The sequence below is a fragment of the Paraburkholderia sp. TE9906 genome (assembly GCF_056279605.1).
The window spans coordinates 99,736-119,698 of sequence record NZ_JBWCCT010000002.1 but is presented as its reverse complement, the minus strand read 5'-3'; the positions used below and the strand labels follow the sequence as shown (position 1 = coordinate 119,698).

The window sequence follows — 19,963 nt, the reverse complement described above, 5'->3', positions numbered from 1 at the left end:
CACCGGCGGTGCGAGCGCGCATCCGCCAGCCCTTTTGCGGCAACCGCACATCAGCATTCTGACCTGGGCCGTCCCGCGCCCAGCCCCGTCGAAACGGGCGCACGCGTAATTGCGCATGTCGCAAGGTATCGCGGTCGTGGCAAACTCTCTACAATGAATCTCAACTTGCCATGAAAGCCAGCCTCCAACTCCGCCTATCGCAGCATCTTGCGCTGACGCCACAACTGCAGCAGTCCATCCGGCTGCTTCAGCTGTCCACGCTCGAACTGCAGCAGGAAGTCGCCATGGCGATCTCGCAGAATCCGCTCCTCGAAAACGAGGATGACTGGATCGCGAGCCCGTTGCGGGTGGCGGCTGACGGTTCGCTGATCACCCAGTCGCCCAATTCGTCCCCGCCCCCTGAGCAGATGGGCGGCAACGGGTCGTCTTCGTCCACCAGCAGCAACGAGCGCGCCGAAAATGGCGAGCCGCAAGGTGTCGACGAATACAACGGCCTCTCGGGCGACAGCAGCGGCGACGCGTCGCAATGGAATCTCGACGACTACGGTCGCTCCGGCAACGCGTCGGACGACGACGACCTGCCGCCGCTGCAAATCCACGAATCGAGCACGTCGCTGCGCGACCACCTGATGGCGCAATTGCGCGTCACTCAGGCGGGTCAACGCGACCGGGCGCTGATCACGTTCCTGATCGAATCGCTCGACGACGACGGCTACCTCGCCGCCACGCTCGAAGAAGTGCTGGCCGACCTGCCCGAAGAGCTCGAAGTCGATGTCGACGAAATGAACGCCGCGCTCGCACTGCTGCATAGCTTCGACCCGGCCGGGGTCGGCGCGCGTTCCGCGTCCGAATGTCTGAAGCTGCAACTGCTGCGGCTCGATCCGTCGCCTACGCGCACTCTGGCGCTCGACATCGTCAGCCACTACCTCGAACTGCTCGCCGCGCGCGATTTCACGCGGCTGCGCAAACACCTGAAGGCGAACGACGACGACCTGCGCGACGCGCACGTGCTGATCCGCTCGCTCGAACCGTTTCCCGGCGCTGCCTATGGCAAGGCCGAAGCGGACTACGTGGTGCCGGACATCATGGTGCGCAAAACCGCACAGGGCTGGCAGGCCGAACTGAATCCGGAAGTGGTGCCGAAGCTGCGCATCAACCACCTGTACGCGAATATTCTGCGCAATAACCGCGGCGATCCGGGCAGCGGATCGTTGCGCCAGCAACTGCAGGAAGCGCGCTGGCTGATCAAGAATATCCAGCAACGTTTCGAGACGATCCTGCGCGTTGCGCAGGCCATTGTGGAGCGTCAGAAGAGCTTTTTCGTGCACGGCGAAATTGCCATGCGCCCCTTGGTTTTGCGAGAAATTGCTGATACGCTGGGCCTACACGAGTCGACTGTCTCGCGTGTGACAACCGGTAAATACATGCTGACCCCATTCGGGACGCTGGAATTCAAGTATTTTTTCGGCTCACACGTTTCAACCGACACGGGCGGCGCAGCCTCTTCCACGGCCATTCGCGCGCTCATCAAACAACTGATAGGAGCGGAAAACCCGAAATCGCCTCTCTCAGACAGTCGCATAGCCGAACTGCTGGCGGAACAGGGCTTCGTGGTCGCACGACGTACCGTTGCGAAATACCGCGAAGCGCTCAAGATCCCGGCAGTCAACCTGCGCAAGTCTCTGTAGCCCGTCGCCTTCCGTGGCGGGCATTTACCGGCCGCTCCGCAGTTGGCGGACAGGCCGGCCGATGCGACCTGCCAGATGTCAGTCACCGGGGGGCGACTCAGGCAAGCCGACAGATCGACCGGACCTTTGTCATCGTGCGGAACAAGCGGCCACTAGCTTGGAGAAGCACTATGAATCTGCAGATCAGTGGACACCACCTCGAAGTAACGCCTGCGTTGCGCGAATACGTGATCACCAAACTGGATAGGGTGCTAAGACATTTCGATCAGGTAATCGACGGCAGTGTGGTCCTCTCGGTCGACAACCACAAGGAAAAGGACAAGCGTCAAAAGGTTGAAATCAACCTGCATCTCAAGGGCAAAGACATCTTTGTCGAGAGCTGCGACAGCGATCTCTACGCTGCGATCGATCTGATGATCGACAAGCTCGATCGGCAAGTGATACGCCACAAGGATCGCCTGCAAGGTCACCAGCACGAAGCGATCAAGTACCAACCGGCGCCGCAACTGGACGTGCCGCCGCAATAAGGAGAATTAGAGGGCTTTCCTCATTTTTCTTACCCTGGCAAAACCGCCCCAAATCGGGCGGTTTTTCGTTTCTGGGCGCCTTTTTCGCACGTCGGCTCGGCTTGTGGACCAAATCGTTAAAAACCCATCGCGCATCGATGGCGCGCCGCACCATCCGTAGCTACCCTGTTCTATAATGTTCCGGTTACCATCGGGGTCAAGCTAGCTCATACGGAAATCGGCCGGTCAGAGTCGCGCACTTTCCGACTCCAACGCAGGTCTTCGCGAGCATCGAACGAATGGAACGCCACTCAAACGCCCCAGCGAGGAGAACCCAGGCCACGTTTTCGCCTGTCAACATGAATCGTTTAGCCAAATTTCTTCCCCTCGAGAACGTCGTCGTCGGACTATCGGTCACCAGCAAGAAACGTGTGTTCGAGCAAGCGGGCCTGATCTTCGAGAACCAGAACGGCATCGCCCGAAGCACGGTCACTGACAATCTGTTTGCGCGCGAGCGCCTCGGATCGACGGGGCTGGGTGAAGGCGTCGCGATTCCGCATGGCCGGATCAAGGGCTTGAAGCAACCGCTCGCCGCGTTCGTCCGACTTGCCGAACCCATCCCCTTCGAGTCGCCCGACGGTCAGCCCGTCTCGCTGCTGATCTTCCTGCTCGTGCCCGAACAGGCCACTCAGCAGCACCTCGAAATCCTGTCGGAAATCGCGCAGTTGCTGTCCGATCGCGAGGCCCGCGAGCGCCTGCACACGGAAGAAGACCGCGAATCGTTGCATCGCCTGCTCACTCAGTGGCAACCTTGATGCATCGGCGGTTATCCGCCCGCATGCGAATACCGGCTGGCAACGCGCGCGGCCCGCGTTAGCGCGTCCGCCTCTTGGCCCGGCAAGCGGCCCACACTGGAGTCACTGACTCATGGATACGTCCAGCATCAACGCCCAAAGCATTTTCGACGACAACGCCGCCATGCTGAAGCTCAGCTGGCTGACGGGGCATGAAGGCTGGGAACGCGGCTTTTCTTCGGAATCCGTCGCGAATGCCACGTCGAGCGCCGACCTCGTCGGCCACCTGAACCTGATCCACCCCAACCGGATCCAGGTGCTCGGCGACGCCGAAATCGACTACTACAAGCGCCAGACTGATGAAGACCGCTCGCGCCACATGGCCGAGCTGATCGCGTTGGAGCCGCCGTTTCTGGTGGTGGCGGGCGGCGTCGCCGCGCCGCCGGAGCTGGTGCTGCGCTGCACGCGCTCATCCACGCCGCTGTTCACCACGCCGATGTCCGCCGCCGCGGTGATCGACAGCCTGCGTCTGTACATGTCGCGCATTCTCGCGCCGCGCGCCACCTTGCACGGTGTGTTTCTCGACATCCTCGGCATGGGTGTGCTGCTGACCGGCGACTCGGGCCTCGGCAAAAGCGAACTCGGGCTGGAGCTGATCAGCCGCGGCCACGGCCTCGTTGCCGACGACGCAGTCGACTTCGTGCGCCTCGGCCCGGACTTCGTCGAAGGGCGCTGCCCGCCGCTCCTGCAAAACCTGCTCGAAGTGCGCGGCCTCGGCCTGCTCGACATCAAGACGATCTTCGGTGAAACGGCCGTGCGCCGGAAAATGAAGCTGAAACTGATCGTGCAACTGGTGCGCCGTCCCGACGGCGAATTCCAGCGGCTGCCGCTGGAAAGTCAAACCGTCGACGTGCTCGGCCTGCCGATCAGCAAGGTCACGATTCAGGTGGCCGCGGGCCGCAACCTCGCGGTGCTGGTCGAAGCGGCGGTGCGCAACACGATCCTGCAACTGCGTGGCATCGATACGCTGCGCGACTTTATGGACCGCCAGCGCCTCGCGATGCAGGAACCCGACAGCCAGTTTCCCGGCAAACTGATCTGAGCCGGCAAACCATGAAGCGTCCGCAGCCGCAGGCCGGCAGCAGGTACGCGCATGGGGACCGGATGCTATGATGAAATGTACGGTTTCGACGACTCCATGCGCATAATTCTCATCACTGGTATATCCGGCTCCGGTAAGTCAGTTGCCTTGAACGCGCTTGAAGACGCAGGCTACTACTGCGTCGACAATCTGCCGCCGCGCTTTCTGCCGCAACTTGCTACCTATCTGGCCGAAGACGGGCAAGACCACCTCGCGGTCGCCATCGACGCTCGCTCGAGCGCGTCGCTCGACGAAATGCCCGCCATGATCCGCGACTTGTCGCGCGCTCACGACGTGCGCGTGCTGTTCCTGAGCGCGAGCACGCAGTCGCTGATTCAGCGCTTCTCTGAAACGCGCCGCCGCCATCCGTTGTCGGGTTCCACCGCGCACGACGCGGATGTCGGCCTCCTCACCTCGCTCGCGGAAGCAATCGAACGGGAGCGCGAGCTCGTCGCGGGCCTTGCCGAATTCGGCCATCAGATCGACACCAGCAATCTACGCGCAAACGTGTTGCGCGCCTGGGTCAAACGTTTCATCGAGCAGAAGGAAGCGGGACTCGTGCTGATGTTCGAGTCGTTCGGCTTCAAACGCGGCGTGCCGCTCGACGCGGATTTCGTTTTTGACGTACGCACGCTGCCAAACCCGTATTACGATCATGAATTGAGGCCTCTCACGGGCCTCGACAAACCGGTGATGGATTTTCTCGATGCACTGCCCGTTGTGCATGAAATGATCGACGACATCGAGAAGTTCCTCTCCAAGTGGCTGCCCCATTTCCGCGACGACAATCGCAGTTATCTCACCGTCGCGATCGGCTGCACAGGTGGCCAGCACCGCTCGGTGTTCATTGCGGAGACGCTCGCCGCGCGTCTCGCAAAGTCGGCGAATGTGATTGTGCGGCACCGCGATGCGCCGGTCGACGTCGGCGAATCATCGAAGCTAGTGGCTTAACCGGCCGCGTCGCGCGGCCTCAACTCGAAGCGTTGCGCCATGTCTTCTACTTCTACTGTGCTTGCCGATGTGCCGCTGTTTCCGCTGCATACGGTGCTGTTTCCCGACGGACTGCTGCCGCTGAAGATCTTCGAAGCGCGCTACCTCGATATGGCGCGCGAATGCCTGCGTGAAAAAACGCCGTTCGGCGTGTGCATGCTGAAAAGCGGCGCGGAAGTGGCGCGCGAGGAAGAGCCTTCGGTACCCGAAGCAATCGGCTGTCTCGCTGAAATCGAAGAATGCGACGTGGAAGCCTTCGGCATGCTGCTGATTCGCGCGCGCGGCACGCGGCGGTTTCGCCTGCTATCGCATCGTGTGGAAAGCAGCGGCCTGCTGGTCGGCATGGCGGAACCGATCGGCGAGGACATGCCGCTCGAAGGCAATGAGTTGCTGGCCAAATTCGGCGCGTGCGCGGAGGTGCTCGAACGGATCATCGCGACGATTCGCGAACGCGACCCGGACAGCCTGCCGTTCGCGGAACCGTTCAGACTCGAAGACCCGTCGTGGGTGTCGAACCGTCTCGCCGAAGTCCTGCCGATCGCGTTACGGGCACGCCAGAAACTGATGGAACTGCAGGACGCCGGCGCACGGATCGACGTGGTTCATCACTACATGCAGCAGCATCAACTGCTTTAACGTGCCGCCGCGTCGCCGGCAAGCCAGGCCGATCGTTAGATCAACGAACCCTGCAGACTGTCCAGCAGTTTGCGCACCGGCGCCGGCACCCCGACTGAATCGAGATCGCTGAGCGCGACCCACGCGGTGTCCGCATCGCCCAGCGCGGCCAATGCGCCCACGCCGCGATCGAGTTCCGCGAGCCGCGGCTCGATATCCAGCTTGAAATGCGTGAATACGTGTGTGAGCGGCGCGAGCGGCGAGACCGCGCCGTCGCCGCCAAAGGCACGCGCCCGCTCGGCCAGCGCGGCTTCGTCGGCGGCTTCGGGCAGGCTCCACAAGCCGCCCCAGATGCCCGACGGCGGACGCTTCTCCAGCATCACCGCGTTGCCGTCACGCAGCACCAGCATCCAGGTGCGGCGCGTCGGCACGAGTTTCTTCGGACGCGATGTCGGCAGTTCGCGCTGACGTCCCGCGACGTTGGCCACGCAGTCGGCCGCGAACGGGCACCGCGGGCAGTCCGGCTTGCCGCGCACGCAGAGGGTCGCGCCGATATCCATCAGACCTTGCGTGTACGAACTCACTTCGTCATCCGATGCATTCGGCGGCAGCAGCGACTCCGCCAGCGTCCACATCGCATTCTCGACTTTCTTCTCGCCCGGAAAACCTTCGACGCCGAATACGCGCGCGAGCACGCGCTTCACGTTGCCGTCGAGGATCGTCGCGCGCGCGCCGAAGGCAAAAGACGCGATCGCCGCCGCGGTCGAACGGCCGATGCCCGGCAACTCCGCGAGTTGCTCGACCGACGCCGGAAACGCCCCGCCATGCTGCTCGACCACCACCTGCGCGCAGCGGTGCAGATTGCGCGCGCGCGTGTAGTAGCCGAGGCCGGCCCATAACGCCATCACGTCGTCCGAAGGTGCGGCTGCCAGCGCGGCGACATCCGGAAAACGCGCGAGAAATCTGGCGTAGTACGGAATCACCGTCGACACCTGGGTCTGCTGCAGCATGATCTCCGAGAGCCAGATCCGATACGGATCGCGCGTGTTCTGCCACGGCAGATCATGACGCCCGTGCCGGCGCTGCCACGCGATCAGGCGCGCGGAGAAATCGGGCATGGCTGGAAAAGCAGGCGTTTCGGACGTGCCGGTTTCGGACGTGCCGGTTTCGGACGTGCCGGTTTCGGACCTGCCGGACGAAGCTGAACGCGCGGCGGCGCGCGGAGTTAAACGAGAAGGCATGGACGATTTAGCGCTGGCAGGTGGGACAGAAATACGTAGAACGCTGCCCCTGCACGATCTGTTTGATCGGCGTTCCACACACGCGGCATGGCAGGCCCGCGCGATCATAGACGAAATAGTCGAGCTGGAAATAACCGCTTTCGCCGTCGCTGCCGACGAAATCGCGCAGCGTGCTGCCGCCCTTCTCGATCGCCGCGGCAAGCGTCACGCGCACGGCGTCCGCGAGCAGGTCGTAGCGCACCAGCGAAACGCGGCCCGCCGCGGTGGTCGGCCGGATGCCGGCGCGAAACAGGCTCTCCGACGCATAGATATTGCCCACGCCCACCACGATTTCACCGGCCAGCAGCGCCTGCTTCACCGACACCTTGCGCCCACGCGTGAGCCGATGCATCAGCGCGCCGGAGAACGCCGGCGAGAACGGTTCGACGCCGAGTCCCGCGAGCAGCGGATGCTCAAGAATGTCGCCGGCCTCGCGCGGATGCCACAGCACCGCACCGAAGCGCCGCGGATCGCGATAGCGCAGAATGAATTCGTCGAAGATCCAGTCGACATGGTCGTGTTTCGCCGCCTCAGGCGGATGCGGCACATGCCGCAGCACCCGCAGCGTCCCAGTCATGCCAAGATGCACGATGAACCAGCCCGCGTCGATCTCGAACAGCAGATACTTGCCGCGCCGCTCGACTTTGCGCACCACGCGGCCGCGCAAGGTTTTCGCAAGGTCGGCCGGAATCGGCCAGCGTAGCGCGGGCGTACGCACCTCGACGCGTTCAACCTTGCGCCCGGACACATACGGTTCGATTCCCCGTCGGGTAACCTCAACTTCTGGCAACTCTGGCATTTCTAACTGGTCTGCAACTTGCGTGAGTGGTTGTGCCCGTATTGTAGCGAGCGCGTTACAATCGTCCGAAACATTGAACGGATTTCCATGAACTTGTCCTTCGTGAAGCTGTTTTCGAAGCGCCCGGCTCGCGCATCCCGCGTGCCGCACGCCGTGTCCGCCCGCCGGATGCTCGGCGCCGCCGCGCTTGCCGTCTGGGCGCTGGCTGCCGTGCCCGCGCACGCGCAGGACCCATCGGCGGATCCGGACGATACCTCCGTCACCTTGGCGGACCCGCTCGGCCCGGCATCGGCGGAAGACCAGAAATCGTTGCCCGCCGTGCCGCTGTCGAGCCAGATCGTATTTCAGGTGCTCGCCGCCGAAGTCGCGCTGCAGCGCGACCAGCCGGCGCCCGCCTACCAGACCTACCTCGCCCTCGCGCGCGACACGCACGACCCGCGCATGGCGCAGCGCGCCACCGAGATCGCGCTGGCCGCGCAAAGCCCGTCGGACGCGTTGGCCGCCGCGCAATTGTGGCAGCAGTATGCGCCGAATTCGGAGCGCGCCGCGCAGCTCGACGCGTCGCTGCTGGTGCTGTCGGGCAAACCTGACGAGGCAGCGCCGATTCTCGCTGGCGAACTCGCGAAGGTGCCCGCGGACAATCGCGGCAGCGCGATTCTCGCGTTGCAACTGCTGCTGTCGCGCGGCCCGAACCGGATCGGCGGCCTGCACGTGCTGCAGGATTTGCTGAAGAACGACATGAACCGGCCGGAAGCGCAATTGGCAATCGCGCGCCAGCAGCTCCTGTCGGACGACGCACCGGGCGCGCGCAAATCGCTCGAGCAGGCGCTGACGCTGAAGCCTGACTACTTGCCGGCGGCGCTGCTGCTGTCGCAGATGGGCCCGGAAGAGCGCGCGGAAGGCATCGCGTCGCTTGAAAAATACGTGCAGCAGAATCCGAAATCGCATGACGCGCGCCTCGCGCTCGCGCAGCTGTATCTCGCGAGCGATCGTCTGGACGACGCGCAGAAGCAGTTCGAGATCATGCACAAGGCCAACCCGAACGACCTCACGCCGCTGATGGCGCTCGGGCTGATCAAGATTCAGCAGAAGAATTTCAACGAAGCGCAAACGTATCTGACCCAGTACGCGCAACTGGCCGAAAAGACGCCGGGCGCCGATGCGGGCCAGGCGTACATCTACCTGGCGCAACTGGCGCTCGAGCAGAAGAACGAAGCGGCGGCGAGCGACTGGCTCAACAAGATTTCGCCGTCGAGCCAGCAATATATGGCCGCGCAGATCACGCGCGCGCAACTGCTGGCGAAGCAGGGCAAGACCGACGACGCGCGCAAGCTGCTGGCCAATCTGCAGGTGTCCGATCCGCGCGACCTCGCGTTGATCTCCCGCACCGACGCGGCGATCCTGTTCGACGCGAAGCGCTACCCGGAAGCGGAATCCCGCCTGCAACAAGCCACGGCGGCCTTCCCCAACGACCCCGATCTCACTTACGACTACGCGATGGCCGCCGAAAAAACCGGCCATTACGACGTGATGGAAGCGCAGTTGCGCAAGCTCATCCAGACGCAGCCCGACAATCCGCAGGCGTACAACGCGCTCGGCTATTCGCTGGCCGATCGCAACCAGCGCCTGCCGGAAGCGGACAAGCTGGTCGAGAAAGCATCGGCGCTGGCGCCGAACGACGCGTTCATCATGGATAGCGTGGGCTGGGTCAAATTCCGCATGGGCGATACGTCGGACGCCATCAAGCTGCTGCGTAAAGCCTACGACCTCCAGCCGAACGCCGAAATCGGCGCGCACCTCGGCGAAGTGCTGTGGAAAAGCGGCCAGCAGGATCAGGCTCGCGCCGCCTTCCGCGAGGCGCGCAAGCTCGAACCGGACAACGAAACGCTTGTCAAAACGCTCCAACGTCTTCAGGTAAACGATCTTTGATGCGTCTTTCCCGTTTGATTGCCTTTCCCCCGGCGCCGCGCGGTGCGGCGCTCGGTTTCGCTGCGGCAGCGGTTGTCGCGTTGGCCGGTTGTGCGTCGGTGAAACCGCAGGGGCCGTCCACGTCGAATGCCGCCACCTCGGTCACCGCGCAGACGAGCCGCGCTTACCAGGGCCGCTTCGCGATCCAGTACAACGACCAGAATGGCCAGCAGCGTAACGCTTACGGCAACTTCTCCTGGCAGGAAACGGGCGACACCGTGACACTGCAATTACGCAACCCGCTTGGCCAGACGCTGGCAATCGTGACGTCGTCGCCGTCCGCGGCCACGCTCGAACTGCCGAACCGGCAACCCCTGACCGCGGACAACGTCACCACGTTGATGCAGGATGCGCTCGGTTTTGCGCTGCCTGTCGAGGGTCTGCGTTATTGGCTGCAACCGTCGCCCGCGCCTACTTCGCGCGCCAAAACCGAAAAAGACCCGGAGCAGCCGTCGCGTCTGAAGCAGATCACGCAGGATGGCTGGACCGTCGACTATCTCGCGTATGCCGACGCACCCGCCACCGGCGTGAAGCGCGTCAACCTGAGCCGTTCGGAGCCGCCACTCGACATCAAGCTCGTGCTGGATCAGTAATCCGCGTCTATTTGCAACCTTGCCGCTTCTTTGGCGCCGCCTGGCGCATGTAGCCTCGACTCATGATTGAAACGACCGATTCGCTGCGCGGGTGCCTCGCGCCAGCGAAACTCAACCTCTTCCTGCACATCACCGGCCGCCGGCCGGATGGTTATCACACGCTGCAAACGGTTTTCCAGTTGCTCGACTGGGGCGACACACTGCACTTCAAGCGACGCGACGACGGGCGCATCACGCGCAGCACCGAGATCGCGGACGTGCCGCCTGAGCATGACCTGACCGTGCGCGCCGCGACTTTGCTCAAGGCGCATACGGGCTCGCCCGAGGGTGTCGAGATCGAAATTGAGAAGCGCCTGCCGATGGGCGCCGGCCTCGGCGGCGGCAGCTCCGACGCGGCGACCACGCTGCTCGCGCTGAATCGCCTCTGGAAGCTCGATTTGCCGCGTCTGGAATTGCAGGTGTTGGCATTGAAGCTGGGCGCGGACGTGCCGTTTTTTGTTTTTGGAAAAAATGCGTTTGCAGAGGGTGTCGGTGAAGCTTTAGACGTTGTACAATTGCCGCCGCGCCACTTCCTGGTGGTGACACCGAGGGTACAGGTTCCGACTGCAGCGATTTTTTCCGAAAAAGCGTTGACAAGAGATTCAAAGCCCCTCATAATTACGGACTTTCCTGCAGAACTTAGCTGCAACACTGAATGGCCGGAAAGTTTTGGCCGGAATGATATGCAGCAGGTTGTCGTAGGAAAGTACGCGGAAGTAGCGCAAGTGCTGCGATGGTTTGAAAACGTCGCGCCGGCGCGGATGTCTGGATCAGGTGCAAGTGTTTTTGCAGCGTTCCGTAGTAAAGCTGAAGCAGAAGCGGTGCAAGCCAAGCTGCCAGCCGAATGGAATAGCGCAGTGGCCGCCGGTCTGGATCAGCATCCACTCTTTACTTTCGCGTCATAAGTTTTGCATCGTCGAACGAAACTCCACGTTCGGCGGAGCTCAGAGTTAGTGTAGGGGAGTCGCCAAGCTGGTTAAGGCACCGGATTTTGATTCCGGCATGCAAAGGTTCGAATCCTTTCTCCCCTGCCAAAATTTCTCGCATTTCCCCTCGCCCCCAGCCTGAAGCAGGTGCATGATGAGCAGCCATGACGGCCTGATGGTTTTTACTGGCAACGCGAATCCCGCGCTTGCACAGGAAGTCGTCAAAATCCTCGGTATTCCCCTCGGCAAAGCAATGGTTAGCCGTTTCTCGGACGGTGAAATCCAGGTCGAGATTCAGGAAAACGTGCGTGGCAAGGACGTCTTCGTCCTGCAATCCACGTGCGCGCCGGCGAATGACAACCTGATGGAACTGATGATCATGGTCGATGCGCTCAAGCGCGCATCCGCTGGCCGGATCACCGCAGCCATCCCCTACTTCGGTTATGCCCGTCAAGATCGTCGCCCGCGTTCCGCGCGCGTCGCCATTTCGGCGAAGATCGTGGCGAACATGCTGGAAATCGCCGGCGTCGAGCGGATCATCACGATGGATCTGCACGCCGACCAGATCCAGGGCTTCTTCGACATCCCCGTCGACAACATCTACGCTACGCCCGTGCTGCTCGGCGATCTGCGCAAGCAGAACTACGAGAACCTGCTGGTCGTTTCGCCGGACGTCGGCGGCGTGGTGCGCGCCCGTGCACTGGCGAAGCAGCTCAATTGCGATCTCGCGATCATCGACAAGCGTCGTCCGAAGGCGAACGTCGCCGAAGTGATGAACATCATCGGTGAAGTCGAAGGCCGTACCTGCGTGATCATGGACGACATGGTCGACACCGCGGGCACGCTCTGCAAGGCAGCACAGGTTTTGAAGGAGCGCGGTGCGAAGCAGGTGTTCGCTTACGCTACCCACCCGGTTCTGTCGGGCGGCGCAGGCGAGCGTATCGCAGCTTCCGCACTCGACGAACTCGTTGTCACGGACACGATCCCGCTCGGCGAAGAAGCCCGCTCGTGCGCAAAGATCCGTTCGTTGACCAGCGCCGGCCTGCTTGCCGAAACGTTCTCGCGCATTCGTCGCGGCGATTCGGTCATGTCGCTGTTCGCTGAAAGTTAAGTATTTGCGAAGGCGCAGCGTATCGCTTCAGGCGGCACGCTGCGCTTTTGCACAATCGGCGCGAGCGAACGAAGGTTCGTGCCGCAGCTCTGGGGCCTCAGCCATATTGGCTTGGAGGCCCCGTTTTTACTGCCTGGTCGCGGGCAGTGCATTGGAGATTCAACATGAAAGTAGTCGCTTTCGAGCGTTCTTTGCAAGGTACGGGTGCGAGCCGCCGCCTGCGTAACTCGGGCAAGACCCCGGGCATCGTATATGGCGCTGGTGCTGAAACGCAATTGGTCGAACTGGACCACAACGCGCTGTGGCACGCGCTGAAGAAAGAAGTTTTCCACTCGTCGATCCTCGACCTGGAAGTGGCAGGCAAGTCGCAACAGGTTCTGCTGCGCGACGTGCAATACCACCCGTTCCGTCAGCTCGTGCTGCACGTGGACTTCCAACGTGTCGACGCGTCGAAGAAGCTGCACACCAAGGTGCCGCTGCACTTCATGAACCAGGAATCGAACCCGGCAGTGAAGCTGTCGAGCGCAGTGATCTCGCACGTCCTCAATGAACTGGAAATCGAGTGCCTGCCGTCGGCACTGCCGGAATTCATCGAAGTCGACCTGGCGAAGATCGAAGCGGGTCAATCGGTTCACGCTAAGGACATCGCGCTGCCGGCAGGTGTATCGCTGGTCGCTCACCTCGACGCAGAAAACCCGGTGGTCGCAGCTGCGACGATCCCGGCTGGCGCAATCGCTGAAGGCGACGCCGCTGCTGCTGCTGAAGGCGAAACGCCGGCTGCTTAAGGACCTTTCGGGTTCTAGCCAAGCAATCCTCTCGATCCGTTTTCAATGAAACGGTCGATGTGACCCGCCGAGGTTCGCCCCGGCGGGTTTTTTTTGGTTTTTTTCGGCCCGGTCGAGTTCGGCTCCCTGGCCAGATGGACCTACACAATCATGATCAAGCTGATCGTCGGGCTCGGCAATCCGGGCGCCGAATACACCGCGACGCGCCATAACGCCGGCTTCTGGCTGGTCGATCAACTGGCGCGCGAAGCAGGCACGACGCTGCGCGACGAGCGGCGCTTCCACGGTTTCTACGCGAAAGCGCGGCTGCACGGCGAGGAAGTGCATCTGCTGGAACCCCAGACGTATATGAACCGCTCCGGCCAGTCGGTCGTGGCGGTCGCGCAATTCTTCAAGATTCTTCCCGACGAAATTCTGGTCGCGCACGACGAACTCGACATGCCGCCTGGCAGCGTCAAGCTGAAGCTCGGCGGCGGCAGCGGCGGCCATAACGGGTTGAAGGACATCACCGCGCATCTGTCGTCGCAACAATACTGGCGGCTGCGGATCGGTATCGGCCATCCGCGCGACCTGATTCCCGAAAGCGCACGCGCCGGCGCCAAGCCGGATGTCGCCAACTATGTGCTCAAGCCGCCGCGGCGGGAAGAGCAGGAGGTGATCGACGCATCGCTCGAGCGGGCGCTTGCCGTGATGCCGAAGATTATCGCAGGCGAGCTGGAGCGCGCGATGATGCAGTTGCATCTCAACCCTTGAGCTGCCACGCTTGCCGACGTATTGGCGTAGCGTTATCGCTCGCTACAGCAACTAGCTTGCATGGGACCGACCGTCTTGGCATGGGACTGCCTTGGCATGGGACCAGAGTAATCGCTAAAGCGCTAACTCTGGTCGACCGCCTTGGCATGGGACCAGAGTAAGCGCTCAAGCGCTAACTCTGGTCGACCGCCTTGGCATGGGACCAGAGTAAGCGCTCAAGCGCTAACTCTGGTCGACCGCCTTGGCATGGGACCAGAGTAAGCGCTCAAGCGCTAACTCTGGTCGACACAGGAGAATCGTTTGAGCCGCTATTGGAGTGACATCGTTCATCGTCTGACGCCGTATGTGCCGGGCGAGCAGCCCGTGCTCGCGCATCCGGTGAAGCTGAACACCAACGAGAATCCCTATCCGCCGTCGCCGCGCGTGCTCGAGGCGATCCGCCGGGAACTGGGCGACGCCGGTGAATCGCTGCGGCGCTATCCCGATCCGACCGCGCTCAAACTGCGCGAGACGGTCGCCGCATACCACGGCATCCGCGCAGACCAGGTATTCGCGGGCAACGGTTCGGATGAAGTGCTAGCGCTCACGTTCCAGGCGTTGCTGAAGCACGACAAGCCGCTGCTGTTCCCGGACATCACGTACAGCTTCTATCCGACCTACGCGCGGCTGTTCGACGTCGACTACCGGACCATCGCGCTCGACGACAGTTTCGCAATCAATGTCGACGACTACACAGTGCCCAATGGCGGGGTGCTGTTCCCGAACCCGAACGCACCGACCGGCCGTCCTCTGCCGCTAGCGGACATCGAGCGTCTGGTGGCGAGCAACACGGAATCGGTCGTCGTGATCGACGAGGCGTACGTGGATTTCGGCGCGGAGTCGGCCATTGCGCTGATCGACCGCTATCCGAACCTGCTGGTCGTTCAGACAACCTCGAAGTCACGCTCGCTGGCCGGCATGCGTGTAGGTTTCGCATTCGGCAATCTCGCGCTGATCGACGCACTGAACCGCGTGAAAGACAGCTTCAACTCCTATCCACTCGACCGCCTCGCGCAAACCGCGGCCAACGCCGCGTACGAAGACGACGCGTGGTTCCGCGACAACTGCGCCAAGGTGGTGGCGAGCCGTGAGCGGCTGGCGGCGGGATTGACGGCGCTCGGCTTCGAGGTCGTGCCGTCGGCAGCCAATTTGCTGTTCGCTCGCCATGAAGGCTACGATGCGGCCACGCTCGTCTTGCGGTTAAGAGGAAAGGAGATTTTCGTGCGCCACTTCAAGGCGCCGCGAATCGACCAGCATCTGCGGATCTCGGTCGGCACCGACGCCGAATGCGACATTCTGCTGGACGCGTTGCGCGACATCTTCAGCGCTTACGTCGGCTAGTCCGCGCACGACGAAAAAGCGCCGCGGCAAAAGGAAAGCGGCGAGGCCAAGGCCTCGCCGCTTTCTCGTCCACTTCGCGGATCTTATGCGCCCTTCGCTGCCTGCAGCGCGTGGTACTTCGCCATCAAGCCATCGGGCGTTTCCAGATGGTCAGGGTCGCGCGGAATGCACTCGACCGGGCATACCTGAATGCACTGCGGCTCGTCGAAATGGCCGACACACTCGGTGCATTTCTTCGGGTCGATCACGTAGATTTCCGGGCCCATCGAAATCGCGTCGTTCGGGCACTCGGGCTCGCACACGTCGCAATTGATGCACTCGTCGGTAATCATCAAGGCCATACTTCTCTCACTTCATGCCGGCCGCAGCCGGCTTTGATCCGTCAAACCGACAGTTTACGCCGGTTACGGCTGTGCCGCCGAAGCGCCGTTGTCCGGATCCAGCGCGGCGACCTTCTCGTGCAGCCATTTTTCGACCGACGGGAACACGAACTTGCTGACGTCGCCGCCCAACTGCGCGATCTCGCGCACGATCGTGCCCGAGATGAACTGGTACTGGTCGGACGGCGTCATGAACATGGTTTCGACGTCAGGCAGCAAATAGCGGTTCATGCCCGCCATCTGGAACTCGTATTCGAAGTCCGACACGGCGCGCAGGCCACGCACGATCACCCGGGCGTTATTGCTGCGCACGAAGTCCTTCAGCAGCCCCTTGAAGCTCATCACCTGGACGTTCGGGTAGTGCCCGAGCACCTCGTGAGCGATGTCGAGGCGTTCTTCCAGCGTGAAGAACGGCTTCTTGTTGCGGCTGTCCGCAACGCCCACCACCAGCGTGTCGAAAATGCTCGACGCGCGCCGAACGAGGTCTTCGTGACCGCGCGTCAGCGGGTCAAACGTGCCCGGGTACACGGCGACTACCATGAGACTTCTCCTCTTTTCAGACAAAGGGCACGTCAAAAGCGTCCACACGACGCATTTGGCACCGACCGCGCTCGTGACGTCAAACCGCCCGGCGCCTGTTTTGGAACGCGCATTATTCCTTATTTTCGCGCTGCAGCAAATGAAAGTGGACAGCGCCCGCTTTCCCCTGCCGCACGACTTCCCAACCGGCGAGCGTCTCGTTCCCGTCGAGTTCGAGCGCGTCGCCCGCTTCCACATACAGAAACCCTTTCGCGCTGACGAGCGGCACGGCCAGCGCGAGCGCTTTGGCGAGCAGGTCGCCGTCGAACGGCGGATCGAGGAACACCACGTCGAACGAGCCGGGTGCGAGACTCGCGGCAAGACGCAAGCCGTCCGCCTCGGCAATTTCGATCGTGCGCGCCGCCAGCCGTTCCTGGTTCGCGCGCAACTGGCCGGCGGCCCGCGCGTTGCGCTCCACCATCAGCACCCGCGCCGCGCCGCGCGACGCCGCCTCGAAGCCCAGCGCGCCGCTGCCGGCGAACAGGTCCAGGCAGCGCTGGCCGTCGAGGCGCTGGCCCAGCCAGTTGAACAGCGTTTCGCGCACGCGGTCGGGCGTGGGGCGCAAGCCGTCGAGATCGAGCACAGGCAAAGGCGTGCGCTTCCAGTCGCCACCGATGATACGGATGGCGTGCGGCTTGCCGCCTTTGGACGAAGCGCCGTGGGCGCGTGAGGGTGCGGAACGAGGCATGCAGTTTCAATGACGTGATGAATGCACCCGCGACGTCGATACGCGCGGGGTCGGAGCGCCAACGTTACCACAGGGGCGGCCCGCGTCCAGCTTGGCCGATCGGCCGATACGACGGGCGGCGGCGCGCCTGATAAAATGTCCGGCTTCCAGCGCCTTGCATCTCGCGCTTTGTCTACCCCTGCAACGCTGCCTGCTGCTCCCGCCGGTCTTGTGCCGGCTGCGCGCATCGGCGCGCGCTCTCACCACGCCAGATCATGTTCAGCTTTTTCAAACGATTCAAGGGTTCGAAAGAGTCCGATACCGCGGCAGACGAATCGCAGGCGGCACCCGAAGGCTCGACGCCCGAGGCCGCCGCAGAAGCGCCGGCAGTGCCTGTCGCGCAGCCGGCTGCGCGTCCTGCAGCCTCCGTTGGCGTCGAAGCGCCTGCGCCCGCCCCGGCCGCAATCGAGCCGGAGCCGGAACCGGAACCTGAGCCGGAACTCGAACCGGAACAATCCGCGCTCGACACCATCGAAATCGTCCCGCCGCCCGCGCAGGACGCGGGCGCGAAGCGCTCGTGGCTCACGCGCCTGAAAACCGGCCTGTCGAAGACGAGTTCGAACCTGACCGGTATTTTCGTCGGCGCGAAGATCGACGAAGACCTGTACGAAGAGCTCGAAACCGCGCTGCTGATGTCGGACGCGGGCGTCGAGGCCACCGAATTCCTGCTCGAATCGCTGCGCGAGAAAGTGCGCAGCGAGCGCCTCACCGACCCGCAACAGGTCAAAGGCGCGCTGCGCACGCTGCTGGTCGACCTGCTCAAGCCGCTGGAAAAATCGCTGATGCTCGGCCGCGCGCAGCCGCTCGTGATGATGATCGCGGGCGTCAACGGCGCGGGCAAGACCACCAGCATCGGCAAGCTCGCCAAGCATCTGCAGAGCTTCAATCAATCGGTACTGCTGGCCGCGGGTGACACGTTCCGCGCCGCCGCACGCGAGCAGCTGGCGATCTGGGGTCAGCGCAACAACGTGTCCGTGGTGTCGCAGGAAAGTGGCGACCCAGCGGCGGTGATCTTCGACGCGGTCGGCGCCGCGCGCGCACGCAAGATCGACGTGATGATGGCGGACACGGCCGGCCGTCTGCCGACCCAGCTGCATCTGATGGAAGAGCTGCGCAAGGTGAAACGCGTGATCGGCAAGGCGCACGACGGCGCACCGCACGAGGTACTGCTCGTGATCGACGCGAACACCGGCCAGAACGCGCTCGCGCAAGTGAAGGCCTTCGACGACGCGCTCGGCCTCACGGGCCTGATCGTCACCAAGCTCGACGGCACCGCGAAGGGCGGCATTCTCGCCGCGATCGCGCGGCAGCGTCCGATTCCGGTGTACTTCATCGGCGTGGGCGAAAAGGTCGAGGACTTGCAGCCGTTCAGCGCAGAAGAGTTTTCGGACGCGTTGCTGGGCGGTTGAACGTCCCGGCCGCGCAACGTTCCACGCACGCGCCAGCAAAAAGGGCACTCCACGGAGTGCCCTTTTTCATTTAACACCACCCGTTGTCACTCGGCGTCGGGCTGCACGCCAGGCGCCGCACGGGCAAACGCGTCGATCTGCATCGCGTGATCGTAGATGCGCTGGATCGTCGGAAACCGCGTCGTGTCGACCTTGAAGCGCTGCGCGTTGAAGACCTGCGGGATCAGACAGGCGTCGGCGAGCGTCGGCGTATCGCGGAAACACAGCTTGCCGGTGCGTGCGTTGCCGGCCAGATGGGCTTCGAGCGTCGCGAAACCCGCCTCGACCCAGTGCCGGTACCAGGCGTCTTTGGCGTCGTCGTCGACACACAGCGTGTGCTTCAGATACTTCAGCACGCGCAGATTGTTCAACGGATGAATCTCGCACGCGACCTGCAACGCGAGTGAGCGAACGTACGCGCGGTCGCCCGGCGCTTTGGGCAGCAAGGGCGGCTCGGGATGCGTCTCCTCCAGATATTCGATGATCGCAAGCGACTGCGGCAACAGCTCGTTGCCGTCGACGAGCGTCGGCACGATGCCGTCCACATTGACCTTGCGATACTCCGGCTTCAGTTGCTCGCCGCCATCACGCACGAGGTGCACGGCCACATAGTCGTACGGCAGCTTCTTCACGTTCAGCGCAATGCGCACGCGATAGGCCGCCGAGCTCCGGAAATAGCTGTAGAGCTTCATGTTGTCTGTCTCCTCCAAGCCGCCGCCTGTCAGACGACGCGTACGCTGAATTCGCCGAGTCCGTCCACACCACCCTTCATCAGATCGCCCTTCACCACCGCGCCGACGCCTTCAGGCGTGCCGGTGAAAATCAGATCGCCGGGCTGCAGTTCGAACAGCGTCGACAGATAGGCGACCGTCTCCGCCACCGACCAGATCAGCTGCGACACGTCCGAGCGTTGCTTTTCCTCGCCGTTCACCGACAACCAGATCGCGCCGTTGCCGACATGGCTGATCGCCGTCACCGGATGGATCGGGCCGAGCGGCGCCGAGTGGTCGAAGCCCTTCGCGGTATCCCACGGACGGCCCAGCTTCTTCGCTTCGGCTTGCAGATCGCGGCGCGTCATGTCGAGGCCGAGCGCGTAGCCGTAGACGTGGTCGAGCGCGCTCTCGGCCGGAATGTCCTTGCCGCCTTTACCAATCGCGGCCACCAGTTCCATTTCGAAGTGGACGTTTTTCGACTGCGTCGGATAGGGGAATTCGCCGGTGGCACCGGCCGCGACGTACAGCACGGCATCGGCCGGCTTGGTGAAGAAGAACGGCGGCTCGCGGTCGGGATCGTGACCCATCTCGCGCGCGTGCGCTTCGTAGTTGCGTCCCACGCAGTAGATGCGACGCACCGCGAACTGCTCGCTGGACCCCACAACCGGCACCGCCACCTGCGGTGCGGGTTCAAATACGTAACTCATCCCGTTCTCCGTTGCTTGATTTGTGCCGACGACGCGGCGAG

21 protein-coding genes and 1 tRNA gene are annotated in these 19,963 nt (G+C 62.9%); 15 read left to right on the top strand and 7 right to left on the bottom strand.

Features of this window, described 5'->3' with window-relative positions:
- Positions 1-170 precede the first annotated feature (170 nt).
- The 6 genes from ACZ9H4_RS04505 to ACZ9H4_RS04480 all read left to right on the top strand — a co-directional run bounded on the left by ACZ9H4_RS04505 (position 171) and on the right by ACZ9H4_RS04480 (position 5,755).
- On the top strand, positions 171-1,688 hold the full coding sequence (locus ACZ9H4_RS04505) for an RNA polymerase factor sigma-54 (RefSeq protein ID WP_408145680.1): 1,518 nt from the start codon (positions 171-173) through the stop codon (positions 1,686-1,688).
- A gap of 170 nt (positions 1,689-1,858) precedes the next feature.
- On the top strand, positions 1,859-2,215 hold the full coding sequence (hpf, locus tag ACZ9H4_RS04500) for a ribosome hibernation-promoting factor, HPF/YfiA family (RefSeq protein WP_020066967.1): 357 nt from the start codon (positions 1,859-1,861) through the stop codon (positions 2,213-2,215).
- A gap of 278 nt (positions 2,216-2,493) precedes the next feature.
- Complete coding sequence (locus tag ACZ9H4_RS04495) at positions 2,494-3,009, top strand: PTS sugar transporter subunit IIA (protein ID WP_012431657.1); 516 nt, start codon at positions 2,494-2,496, stop codon at positions 3,007-3,009.
- A 112-nt stretch (positions 3,010-3,121) separates the two neighbouring features.
- The gene (gene hprK, locus ACZ9H4_RS04490; RefSeq protein WP_121316466.1) at positions 3,122-4,090 is read left to right on the top strand and encodes an HPr(Ser) kinase/phosphatase; all 969 of its coding nucleotides are present in this window, start codon (positions 3,122-3,124) and stop codon (positions 4,088-4,090) included.
- A 96-nt stretch (positions 4,091-4,186) separates the two neighbouring features.
- Positions 4,187-5,080 carry an RNase adapter RapZ gene (gene rapZ, locus ACZ9H4_RS04485; RefSeq protein WP_408145677.1) on the top strand — a complete coding sequence of 298 codons (894 nt, stop codon included), beginning with the start codon at positions 4,187-4,189 and terminating at the stop codon, positions 5,078-5,080.
- A 39-nt stretch (positions 5,081-5,119) separates the two neighbouring features.
- The gene (locus ACZ9H4_RS04480; protein WP_408156082.1) at positions 5,120-5,755 is read left to right on the top strand and encodes an LON peptidase substrate-binding domain-containing protein; all 636 of its coding nucleotides are present in this window, start codon (positions 5,120-5,122) and stop codon (positions 5,753-5,755) included.
- 35 nt (positions 5,756-5,790) lie between these two features.
- Here ACZ9H4_RS04480 and mutY read toward each other — a convergent pair whose 3' ends face one another.
- Complete coding sequence (mutY, locus tag ACZ9H4_RS04475; protein ID WP_476118339.1) at positions 5,791-6,852, bottom strand: A/G-specific adenine glycosylase; 1,062 nt, start codon at positions 6,850-6,852, stop codon at positions 5,791-5,793.
- A 130-nt stretch (positions 6,853-6,982) separates the two neighbouring features.
- On the bottom strand, positions 6,983-7,813 hold the full coding sequence (mutM, locus tag ACZ9H4_RS04470; RefSeq protein WP_408145671.1) for a bifunctional DNA-formamidopyrimidine glycosylase/DNA-(apurinic or apyrimidinic site) lyase: 831 nt from the start codon (positions 7,811-7,813) through the stop codon (positions 6,983-6,985).
- Positions 7,814-7,900: 87 nt separating this feature from the next.
- Here mutM and ACZ9H4_RS04465 point away from each other — a divergent pair, with 87 nt between their 5' ends.
- From ACZ9H4_RS04465 to hisC, 8 genes are all read left to right on the top strand, one after another.
- Positions 7,901-9,742 carry a tetratricopeptide repeat protein gene (locus tag ACZ9H4_RS04465; RefSeq protein WP_408145669.1) on the top strand — a complete coding sequence of 614 codons (1,842 nt, stop codon included), beginning with the start codon at positions 7,901-7,903 and terminating at the stop codon, positions 9,740-9,742.
- A complete protein-coding gene (gene lolB, locus ACZ9H4_RS04460) occupies positions 9,742-10,374 on the top strand; it encodes a lipoprotein insertase outer membrane protein LolB (protein WP_476118338.1) in 633 nt (210 codons plus the stop codon). The genes ACZ9H4_RS04465 and lolB overlap by 1 nt, the downstream gene beginning before the upstream one ends.
- Positions 10,375-10,436: 62 nt before the next feature.
- Positions 10,437-11,318: a 4-(cytidine 5'-diphospho)-2-C-methyl-D-erythritol kinase gene (gene ispE, locus ACZ9H4_RS04455; protein WP_476118337.1), complete on the top strand. Its 882-nt coding sequence runs from the start codon at positions 10,437-10,439 to the stop codon at positions 11,316-11,318.
- Positions 11,319-11,370: 52 nt separating this feature from the next.
- A tRNA-Gln gene (locus tag ACZ9H4_RS04450) sits at positions 11,371-11,447 on the top strand.
- A 46-nt stretch (positions 11,448-11,493) separates the two neighbouring features.
- Positions 11,494-12,450: a ribose-phosphate pyrophosphokinase gene (locus tag ACZ9H4_RS04445; protein WP_006048037.1), complete on the top strand. Its 957-nt coding sequence runs from the start codon at positions 11,494-11,496 to the stop codon at positions 12,448-12,450.
- Between the two features lie 164 nt (positions 12,451-12,614).
- On the top strand, positions 12,615-13,235 hold the full coding sequence (locus ACZ9H4_RS04440) for a 50S ribosomal protein L25/general stress protein Ctc (protein WP_408145663.1): 621 nt from the start codon (positions 12,615-12,617) through the stop codon (positions 13,233-13,235).
- A 150-nt stretch (positions 13,236-13,385) separates the two neighbouring features.
- Positions 13,386-13,988, top strand: coding sequence for an aminoacyl-tRNA hydrolase (gene pth / locus ACZ9H4_RS04435; protein WP_476118336.1), 603 nt, complete (start codon positions 13,386-13,388; stop codon positions 13,986-13,988).
- A gap of 300 nt (positions 13,989-14,288) precedes the next feature.
- Positions 14,289-15,368, top strand: coding sequence for a histidinol-phosphate transaminase (hisC, locus tag ACZ9H4_RS04430; protein WP_408156091.1), 1,080 nt, complete (start codon positions 14,289-14,291; stop codon positions 15,366-15,368).
- Between the two features lie 83 nt (positions 15,369-15,451).
- Here the strand turns inward: hisC and ACZ9H4_RS04425 are convergent, their stop codons facing one another.
- The 3 genes from ACZ9H4_RS04425 to rsmD form a co-directional block, all read right to left on the bottom strand.
- Entirely contained in the window at positions 15,452-15,709 is a 258-nt protein-coding gene (locus ACZ9H4_RS04425) for a YfhL family 4Fe-4S dicluster ferredoxin (RefSeq protein WP_012431644.1), read from the bottom strand.
- Positions 15,710-15,772: 63 nt separating this feature from the next.
- Entirely contained in the window at positions 15,773-16,288 is a 516-nt protein-coding gene (coaD, locus tag ACZ9H4_RS04420; RefSeq protein ID WP_408145657.1) for a pantetheine-phosphate adenylyltransferase, read from the bottom strand.
- 112 nt (positions 16,289-16,400) lie between these two features.
- Entirely contained in the window at positions 16,401-17,015 is a 615-nt protein-coding gene (gene rsmD, locus ACZ9H4_RS04415) for a 16S rRNA (guanine(966)-N(2))-methyltransferase RsmD (protein WP_476118335.1), read from the bottom strand.
- A gap of 254 nt (positions 17,016-17,269) precedes the next feature.
- Here rsmD and ftsY point away from each other — a divergent pair, with 254 nt between their 5' ends.
- Positions 17,270-18,463, top strand: a complete 1,194-nt coding sequence (ftsY, locus tag ACZ9H4_RS04410) for a signal recognition particle-docking protein FtsY (RefSeq protein ID WP_476118334.1) — start codon at positions 17,270-17,272, stop codon at positions 18,461-18,463.
- An 86-nt stretch (positions 18,464-18,549) separates the two neighbouring features.
- Here ftsY and maiA read toward each other — a convergent pair whose 3' ends face one another.
- Together maiA and ACZ9H4_RS04400 are read right to left on the bottom strand one after the other, a co-directional pair.
- Positions 18,550-19,194 carry a maleylacetoacetate isomerase gene (gene maiA, locus ACZ9H4_RS04405; protein WP_476118333.1) on the bottom strand — a complete coding sequence of 215 codons (645 nt, stop codon included), beginning with the start codon at positions 19,192-19,194 and terminating at the stop codon, positions 18,550-18,552.
- A 29-nt stretch (positions 19,195-19,223) separates the two neighbouring features.
- A complete protein-coding gene (locus ACZ9H4_RS04400) occupies positions 19,224-19,922 on the bottom strand; it encodes a fumarylacetoacetate hydrolase family protein (RefSeq protein WP_476118332.1) in 699 nt (232 codons plus the stop codon).
- Positions 19,923-19,963: the final 41 nt, after the last annotated feature.